This window comes from Streptomyces sp. NPDC097619 (assembly GCF_040302735.1).
In the GTDB taxonomy this organism is placed as follows: domain Bacteria; phylum Actinomycetota; class Actinomycetes; order Streptomycetales; family Streptomycetaceae; genus Streptomyces.
In genome coordinates, this window is sequence record NZ_JBEOSD010000239.1 from 1 (window position 1) to 8107 (window position 8107).

The following is an 8107-nucleotide window of genomic DNA, read 5'->3' on the forward strand; positions in this document are numbered from 1 at the left end:
TTCCCCGGCCCCGACCCCGGTTCCACCCGCCGCGGCGGGTGGAACCGGGGTCGGGCCGTTCGGTGGCCCGGTCAGCGGCCGGTGAGGCGGAAGTCCATCTTCTGGTAGCCGTCGCCCTCGTCGGTGACGCGGATGTAGCCGCGGGCGTCCTTGAAGTCGCCCGTGCCGCCGGTGACCGCGATGTCGTAGCCGGACATCGCCGAGTCCGTCATGTCGAACTGGGTCAGCCCCTGCGCGGCGATCTGCCCGCCGGGACCGCCGTTGAGCACCAGGGTGCCCGCGCAGTGCATGTCGCCCCCGGAGCCGGAGGCCCGGACCACCACGCAGCTCACGCCGTCCCGGCCCACGACCGGGCCGTCCTTGACTCGGTACAGGTCGTCCGCGAAGGCGAAGGTGTCCCCGACCTCGGGCCGGTCCGTGCTCTCGCTGCTGCCGTCGCTCTCGTCCGCGGGGAGTTCCTTGGCGTAGAGGGTGAACTCGGTCGGCGGGTCGGCCGCGGAGGCGGGGAGCGGGGCCCCGAAGACGACGGCCGCGGCCGCGCAGGCGCCGAGCGCGGCGAGCGCGCCGGGGCGCCTGGACCGCCGCCGGTCCCGGGGGGTCGCGTGGTGACGGGGGGTACCGGACATGTGCTGCCTCCTGCGCGTCGGCGACGTCGGCTGATCCCCCCCGGGCACGCCCACCATTGTCCGCCGCGGGTCGTGGATCCGCCCGTCAGGCCGCTGGGGGCCCGGTTCCGTGGGCCAGACTGGCCCCCATGGACACCAGTACGCTCACGCTCACCGAGCCGTGGCTCGACTCCTACCTGCGGCGGATAGGCGCCCCGGCGCGGCCCGCCCGCGCCGACGCGGAGGCCCTGCGGCAGCTGCACCTGCGGCACCTGCGGTCCGTGCCCTTCGAGAACCTGTCCCTGCACCTCGGCGAGGACGTCTCGTTGGAGCCGGCGGACCTCCTCGACAAGCTGTTGGTGCGGGGTCGGGGCGGGTTCTGCTTCGAACTCAACGGTGCCTTCGCGCTGCTGCTGCGCTCGCTGGGGTACGGGGTGGACCTGCTGGAGGCCCGGGTCTTCCCCTCGCCGGAGGCCGAGGCGCCGGGGATCCCGTACGGACACCTGGCGCTGCGGGTCACGGACGCGGACGGTGTGGTGTGGCTGGCGGACGTGGGCTTCGGGGACCACGCCCACCACCCCCTGGCCCTGGAGGAGCGCGGCGAACAGACCGACCCGGCCGGGGTGTTCCGCCTCGCCCCCGCCGAGGGAGCCCCCGAGGGCGACCTGGACCTGTGGCAGGACGGGGTGCGGCAGTACCGGCTGTCCCTGCGCCCGCGCACGCTGCCGGACTTCGCGGCGGCCTCCTGGTGGCACCGGACCTCGCCGCTCTCCCACTTCACGCGCGGGCCGGTGTGCACCCTCCTCACGGAGACGGGCCGCACGACGCTCTCCGGCCGCACCCTGATCACGACCACGGCCGCGGGCGAGCGCACCGAGACACCCCTCCCGGACGACGGGGGCCGCCTCGCGGCCCACCGCCGGCACTTCGGCCTCACCCTGGACCGCGCCCCGACGATCCCGTAGCGGGCCGGAGCGAGTCCCTCGCTCCCCGGTCGGCTCCGGTGCCCACGCCCGCCGGCGTGGGCACCGGAGCCGGTTCCGTCAGGAGAAGGACTGGGTCGGGGCGCCCGTGCAGGGTCGGAGGCGGGCGGGGCTGTTCGGGGTGGTGAGGGTGACGCAGAGGGAGGGGGCGGCGGCGGGGCGGAGGGTGCCGGCCTCGCGGAGGAACTGCTGGTTGGTGCCGCCGTGGCAGTTCCACAGGATGAGGGCGGTGCCGGCTTCGGTGTTGCCGCCGGGAACGTCGAGGCAGCGGTCGTGGGTGAGTTCGGTGCGGACGGAGCGGCGGGTGGAGTCGTACCACCAGCCCTGGTTGCGACCGCCGTGGCAGTCCCAGCCGAGGACGGCCGTCCCGTTGGCGCTGGTGGCGCCGTCGACGTCGAGGCAGCCTCCGGTGCCCGCGTTCTTCAGCGGGCGGAAGAGGTCGTCCCAGGCTCCGGGGGTGAGGACCGGGGTGCCGGTGCTCGCCGGGTCGGCGCAGGACGCCTCGCGCAGGTCGGACGCGTAGAAACGGGTCAGGCAGGTCGCGAACGCGCCGTGTCCGCGGGCGTTGGGATGGAACGACTGCCGCACGGTGTTCTCGTCCCAGGGGAAGTGATCACCCAGGTCCAGGTAGAGCCCGCGGGCCCAGGTGTCCTCCATGCAGACCTCGTGGCCGTGGAAGAGACGGGAGTTGTCCAGGTAGAGGGCGCCGGAGGCGCGGGCCGCCTCGCGGACGCCCTTCTCGAAGGCGGGGACGGCGTGGTCGCGGCCCCAGCGGGCGTCGGAGTCGTAGCCCGCGCAGCCACCGGGGAGCTTGCCGGGGAAGGAGGGGTTGTCGTGGAAGTCGGGGCCGATGGGGCTGGGGTAGCCCATCACGACGAGCTTGTAGTCGGAGTCGGCGTATCCTGCGCCGCGCATCACCGTCCTGAGGTCGGCGACGGTGGCCTCGACCTTGGGGCGCAGCCCGTTCACCCGGGCCTGCCAGCCCGGCTCGTAGACGGGCCGGCAGGTGCCCTGGACGAGGATCCAGCGGGTGACGCAGTCGGTCATCACGGGGCCGAACTGCAGGTCGTCATTGGCTCCGACGACCAGCAGGACCAGCTTGACGCGGGTGTTGCGGGCCTTGATGGCGAGGCTGTCGCTCTGCACGAGCTCGTCGGCGTACTGCTTGCTCCCGCCGATCCGGATGTTGCCGGTGGAGGCGCCGGAACAGGCCACGTTGAAGGTGAGGTCGGCGGGGATGCCGGTGCGGTGGACGGCGGCTTCCGGGGAGCGGTGGCACTGGTTCGACGGGGTGTTGGTGGCGGGGTCGTAGGTGCCGACGCCCTCTCCCGAGATCTCGCTGTCGCCGAGGGAGATCAGCCCGGTCTTCCGCTCGGCCACGGGGCGGACGGCCGGGTCCCCGTACAGGCGGGTGGCCTCGGCGGCCCGCACGGATTCCAGCTCCGGGGGCAGCGGGGTCACGGCCGCGGCGGCGACCGGGGCCGCCTGGGCCGGCGGGGTGATCGCGGTGACGCCGCCGAGGGCGGCGGCGAGGGCCGCGAGGGCGGCCAAGGAAGATCTGAACCTGGGTTTCGTACGGGCCATGACGCCTCCCCGATGTCAGTGTCACCCCGGTATTTACTGGCCGGTAGGTGACTTGGGAACGCTCCGAACAAGACAATTGCTCAACTTTTTCAGGAGGCCGAGGACATGACGGACGACCGGGACCGGCGCGCGCACGACGAGACGGAGACCCCGCGGTCGCACCCGCACCCGCACCCGCACCCGCACGGACAGGACGCCGGAGAGTTCCGCGTCGAGCACGACTCGATGGGCGAGGTACGGGTCCCGGCCCGCGCCAAGTGGCGGGCCCAGACCCAGCGGGCGGTGGAGAACTTCCCCGTCTCCGGGCAGCGCCTGGAGCGCGCCCACATCGAGGCGCTGGCCCGCATCAAGGGGGCCGCGGCCGCCGTGAACTCCCGGCTCGGCGTGGTGGCCCCGGAGGTGGCGGAGGCCATCGCGGCGGCGGCGGAGGAGGTCGCGGCGGGCCGCTGGGACGCGGAGTTCCCGGTGGACGTCTTCCAGACCGGTTCGGGCACCTCCTCCAACATGAACATGAACGAGGTGCTGGCCACCCTGGCCGAGGAGCGACTCGGTCGCCCCGTGCACCCCAATGACCAGGTCAACGCCTCGCAGAGCTCGAACGACGTGTTCCCCTCCTCGATCCACGTGGCGGCGGTGGCGGCCGTCACGCGGGACCTGGTGCCGGCGCTGCTGCACCTGGAGGCGGCGCTCGCGGCCAAGGCGGAGGAGTTCGCCCCGGTGGTGAAGGCCGGCCGGACCCACCTGATGGACGCCACCCCGGTCACGCTGGGCCAGGAGTTCGGCGGGTACGCGGCCCAGATCCACTACGGGGTGGAGCGGCTGCGGTCGGCGCTGCCGAGGCTCGCCGAACTCCCGCTGGGCGGCACCGCCGTGGGCACCGGCATCAACACCCCGCCCGGGTTCTCGGCGGCCGTGATCGCCGAGGTGGCGGCCGCCACCGGGCTGCCGCTGACGGAGGCTCGGGACCACTTCGAGGCCCAAGGGGCCCGGGACGCGCTCGTGGAGACCTCCGGCCAGCTGCGGACGATCGCGGTCTCGCTGACGAAGATTGCGAACGATCTGCGTTGGATGTCCTCCGGACCGCGGACAGGATTGGCCGAAATCAATCTGCCGGATCTCCAGCCGGGCTCCTCGATCATGCCCGGGAAGGTCAATCCGGTGATCCCCGAGGCGGTGCTCATGGTCGCCGCCCAGGTGACGGGGAACGACACCGCGGTGACCGTGGCGGGCGCCGCGGGCAACTTCGAGCTCAACGTGATGCTGCCGGTGCTCGCCCGGAACCTGCTGGAATCGGTGCGGCTGCTGGCCTCGGCCTCCCGACTGCTGGCCGACCGTACGGTGGCCGGGATCACCGCCAATGTGGAACGGGCCAGGGAGTACGCCGAATCCTCGCCCTCCGTGGTGACCCCGCTCAACAAGTACATCGGCTACGAGGAGGCCGCCAAGGTGGCCAAGCGGGCCCTCGCCGAGCGCAAGACGATCCGGCAGACCGTCCTCGAAGGCGGGTACGTGGACCGCGGGGACCTGACCGAGGAGCAGTTGGACGAAGCCCTCGACGTGCTCCGCATGACCCACCCCTGAGGCACCCCGCCGGGGCCCCCGGAGCCGCCGCACGCACCCGCACGAGGGTCGGTTTCCAGCCGAAACCGGTCCGTGACCTGCACCGCAGCGGTCCCGGGGGCCCCAGCCCTAATATCTGCGCATGACAGGAACGGCAGGCATCGCGCGGGGGACGCGCTGGGCGCCCGGGGACCACATCCTCTGGCGCTACCGCGACAGCGCCCCCGACCTGAAGGGGCACGTGCACATCTGCCGGCCGGTGACCGTGGTCCGGGACGCCCCCGACCTGCTGGCCGTGTGGATGGCCCCGGGCACCGAGTGCGTCAAGCCGGTGCTCCTGGACGGCACGGCCGTCCACGAGGAGCCGCTGGCCACCCGCTACACCGCCCCGCGCACCACGGTCCGCTCCCGCTGGTGGGGCACCGGGGTCCTCAAGCTGGCCCGCCCCGGGGACCCCTGGTCGGTGTGGCTGTTCTGGGACCGCGGCTGGGAGTTCAAGAGCTGGTACGTGAACCTGGAGGAGCCCCGGCAGCGCTGGGCCGGCGGGGTGGACTCCGAGGACCACTTCCTCGACATCTCGGTCTACCCCGACCGCACCTGGGCCTGGCGCGACGAGGACGAGTTCGCGCAGGCCCAGCACGCGGGACTGCTGGACGCGGCGCGGGCCGAACGGGTCCGGCAGGCCGGGGTGGCGGCCGTCGAACTCATCGAACGCTGGGGCGAACCCTTCTCCGCCGGATGGCAGGACTGGCGCCCCGACCCGGCCTGGGGAGTGCCCGTCCTGCCCGAGGACTGGGACCGCACCCCGGCGCACTTGACGACATGAGACCCTTGATGAGACCCCCGGGTCCAAACGTAGGATCGTCCTCCGCAAAGCCTCATCCGTAATTCTGATGCCGTGCGCAGGACTTGACCGACAATCAGGGGGGCTCCCGGACGGACTTCCGGGAAGGTGTGCCCGGGGCGACGGTGCCCCCGGGCCTGAGCGGGTATACCGCGACTGAACGAGTTGAGTGCAGCGCACATCGAGCGCGAACGGACGGAATTCCACGCGTGACGGAGTACCCCACCTCGCACGAGGCCCCGCAGCCTGGTGCCGGGGCCGCGGCCGGTGCCGCCGCGGCCACGCCACCGGGCGGGTCCGAGCTGCCGTCGCAGCCGCAGGCCGCCGAGCGCGGCACCCGCCGGACGGCCCGCGCCGCCGCCGACACCGAGGGCCACGGGAAGACTCCACCGCCCGCCGCCCAGGCCACCCGACAGGGCGGCGAGAAGGTGCCCGGCGCCCGCCGCGAGCACGGCACGCCCCTCCCCCACGCCCGCGACGAATCCGCGGCCCGCTCCGCCTCCGGCCTGCCCGCCGGGGTCACGGGCGGGCCCGGTGGCGGCCATCCGGGCTCCGGCGGCGGCATACCGGGCGGGGGCGGCGATGCCGGTTCGGCGGCCCGCCGCGAGGGCGACCGGCTCCGCTTCGTGGGCGCCGCCACCCGGCGGATCGCCCGCGGCATCGATCTGGACGAGATCGTGCTCGGCCTGTGCCGGGCCACCGTCCCCACCTTCTCCGACGCCATCCTGGTCTACCTGCGCGATCCGCTGCCGGTGGGCGACGAACGACCGGCCGGACCGGTGGTGCTGCGGCTGCGCCGCACCGACCGGCTCCGCCCCATCGACGACCTCACCGAGCTCGCGGCCTCCGCGGGCCGGGCCCCGACCCCCGGTCCGGCGCCGGCCCCCGGTGCCGCCGGAGCCCCGGCCGGTACCGGCGGCGATCCGGCCGACCCGGCCCGGCCGCTCGACTTCAGCCAGCTCCCGCTGCTCGGCCCGCAGGGCGACCTGCCCGCCGCCGAGCTGTGCGAGATCCGCCAGGGCGGCGCCCTCGCGGAGGTGCTGCGCGGGGTCCGGCCGGTCTTCGGGTCGGCCGCCACGGCCCGCGCGGCCCTGCCGGAGCTGCTGGGGGAAGGGCACCCGCTGCCGCGCGGTCAGCGGGCCATCCTGGCCCCGCTGCGGGGCCGCCGCCGGGTGATCGGCGCCGCGGTGTTCCTGCGCAGCCCCGAGCGGCCCGCCTTCGAGCCCAACGACCTGCTGGTCGCGGCCCAGCTGGCCACCCACACCGCCCTCGGCATCGACAAGGCCGTGCTGTACGGGCGGGAGGCGTACATCGCCGACGAGCTCCAGCGGACCATGCTCCCCGAAGGGCTGCCGCAGCCCACCGGGGTGCGGCTGGCCTCCCGTTACCTGCCCGCGGCGGAGACCGCCCGGGTCGGCGGCGACTGGTACGACGCCATACCGCTGCCCGGCAGCCGGGTCGCGCTGGTCGTGGGCGACGTGATGGGCCACTCCATGACCTCGGCCGCGATCATGGGGCAGCTGCGGACCACGGCGCAGACCCTGGCCCAACTGGACCTGCCGCCCGCCGAGGTCCTGCACCACCTGGACGAGCAGGCCCAACGGCTGGGCTCGGACCGGATGGCCACCTGCCTGTACGCCGTGTACGACCCGGTCTCGCACCGGATCACGGTGGCCAACGCCGGGCACCCGCCGCCGGTCCTGCTGCACCTGGGCGGTCGCGCCGAGGTGCTGCGGGTGCCGCCCGGCGCCCCGATCGGCGTGGGCGGGGTGGACTTCGAGGCGGTGGAGCTCGACGCCCCCGCCGGGGCCACCCTGCTGCTCTACACCGACGGTCTGGTGGAGTCCCGGATGCGGGACGTGTGGACGGGCATCGAGCAGCTGCGGGAGCGGCTGGCCACCACCGCCCAGCTCACCGGCATCGACCACCCTCCGCCGCTGGAGGCCCTCTGCGACGACGTGCTCGACATGCTCGGGCCCGGCGACCGGGACGACGACATCGCCCTGCTCGCCGCCCGTTTCGACGGGATCGCGCCCAGCGACGTCGCCTACTGGTTACTGGACCCGGAGGAGACCGCGCCGGGGCGGGCCCGCCGCTTCGCCCGCCGGGCCCTGGACCGCTGGGGGTTGGAGGAGGAGCTCGGGGACTCGCTGGAGCTGCTCGTCAGCGAGGTGGTCACGAACGCCGTGCGGTTCGCCGAGCGTCCGGTGACCCTGCGGCTGCTGCGGACCGACGTGCTGCGCTGCGAGGTCGGGGACGACTCCCCGCAGCTGCCGCGGCAGCGCCGGGCCCGGGAGACCGACGAGAACGGCCGCGGGCTGTTCCTGGTCAACCGGCTGGCCCGGCGGTGGGGTGCCACCCGGCTCAGCAGCGGCAAGGTGGTCTGGTTCGAGCTGCCGCTGCCCCCGCGCCGCGGCTGACCGGCCGCGCGCGAGGTTCGCGGCAGGACGCCCCGCACGGGACGACATGACGGAGGGGGGGGCCCCCCCGCAGGTGGGTGGGCCCCCCCTCGGAATATCACACCTCTGTAA

At 74.2% G+C, this 8107-nt stretch carries 6 protein-coding genes; 4 read left to right on the forward strand and 2 right to left on the reverse strand.

Annotation, left to right across the window (positions count from 1 at the left end; translation table 11 throughout):
* Window positions 1-71: 71 nt before the first annotated feature.
* Window positions 72-626 (reverse strand): dirigent protein, encoded by a 555-nt coding sequence (locus tag ABTZ17_RS35035; protein ID WP_352199853.1) that lies wholly within the window; start codon window positions 624-626, stop codon window positions 72-74.
* A gap of 128 nt (window positions 627-754) precedes the next feature.
* Between ABTZ17_RS35035 and ABTZ17_RS35040 the strand changes: the two genes are divergently transcribed.
* Window positions 755-1570: an arylamine N-acetyltransferase family protein gene (locus tag ABTZ17_RS35040; protein ID WP_352199854.1), complete on the forward strand. Its 816-nt coding sequence runs from the start codon at window positions 755-757 to the stop codon at window positions 1568-1570.
* Between the two features lie 78 nt (window positions 1571-1648).
* Here ABTZ17_RS35040 and ABTZ17_RS35045 read toward each other — a convergent pair whose 3' ends face one another.
* Complete coding sequence (locus ABTZ17_RS35045) at window positions 1649-3172, reverse strand: ricin-type beta-trefoil lectin domain protein (RefSeq protein WP_352199855.1); 1524 nt, start codon at window positions 3170-3172, stop codon at window positions 1649-1651.
* A 105-nt stretch (window positions 3173-3277) separates the two neighbouring features.
* On the opposite strand from ABTZ17_RS35045, the gene ABTZ17_RS35050 reads away from it, so the two are divergent.
* The 3 genes from ABTZ17_RS35050 (at window position 3278) to ABTZ17_RS35060 (ending at window position 7996) form a co-directional block, all read left to right on the forward strand.
* Window positions 3278-4753 (forward strand): class II fumarate hydratase, encoded by a 1476-nt coding sequence (locus ABTZ17_RS35050; RefSeq protein WP_352199856.1) that lies wholly within the window; start codon window positions 3278-3280, stop codon window positions 4751-4753.
* A gap of 121 nt (window positions 4754-4874) precedes the next feature.
* Complete coding sequence (fomD, locus tag ABTZ17_RS35055) at window positions 4875-5558, forward strand: cytidylyl-2-hydroxypropylphosphonate hydrolase (protein ID WP_352199857.1); 684 nt, start codon at window positions 4875-4877, stop codon at window positions 5556-5558.
* A 227-nt stretch (window positions 5559-5785) separates the two neighbouring features.
* Entirely contained in the window at window positions 5786-7996 is a 2211-nt protein-coding gene (locus ABTZ17_RS35060; RefSeq protein WP_352199858.1) for a SpoIIE family protein phosphatase, read from the forward strand.
* The last annotated feature ends 111 nt before the right edge of the window (window positions 7997-8107 follow it).

Coding starts and splice junctions, on each gene's coding strand:
- ABTZ17_RS35040 (WP_352199854.1), top strand. CDS start 755: ATGGACACCAGTACGCTCACGCTCACCGAGCCGTGGCTCGACTCCTAC.
- ABTZ17_RS35045 (WP_352199855.1), bottom strand. CDS start 3,172: ATGGCCCGTACGAAACCCAGGTTCAGATCTTCCTTGGCCGCCCTCGCG.
- ABTZ17_RS35050 (WP_352199856.1), top strand. CDS start 3,278: ATGACGGACGACCGGGACCGGCGCGCGCACGACGAGACGGAGACCCCG.
- ABTZ17_RS35035 (WP_352199853.1), bottom strand. CDS start 626: ATGTCCGGTACCCCCCGTCACCACGCGACCCCCCGGGACCGGCGGCGG.
- fomD (WP_352199857.1), top strand. CDS start 4,875: ATGACAGGAACGGCAGGCATCGCGCGGGGGACGCGCTGGGCGCCCGGG.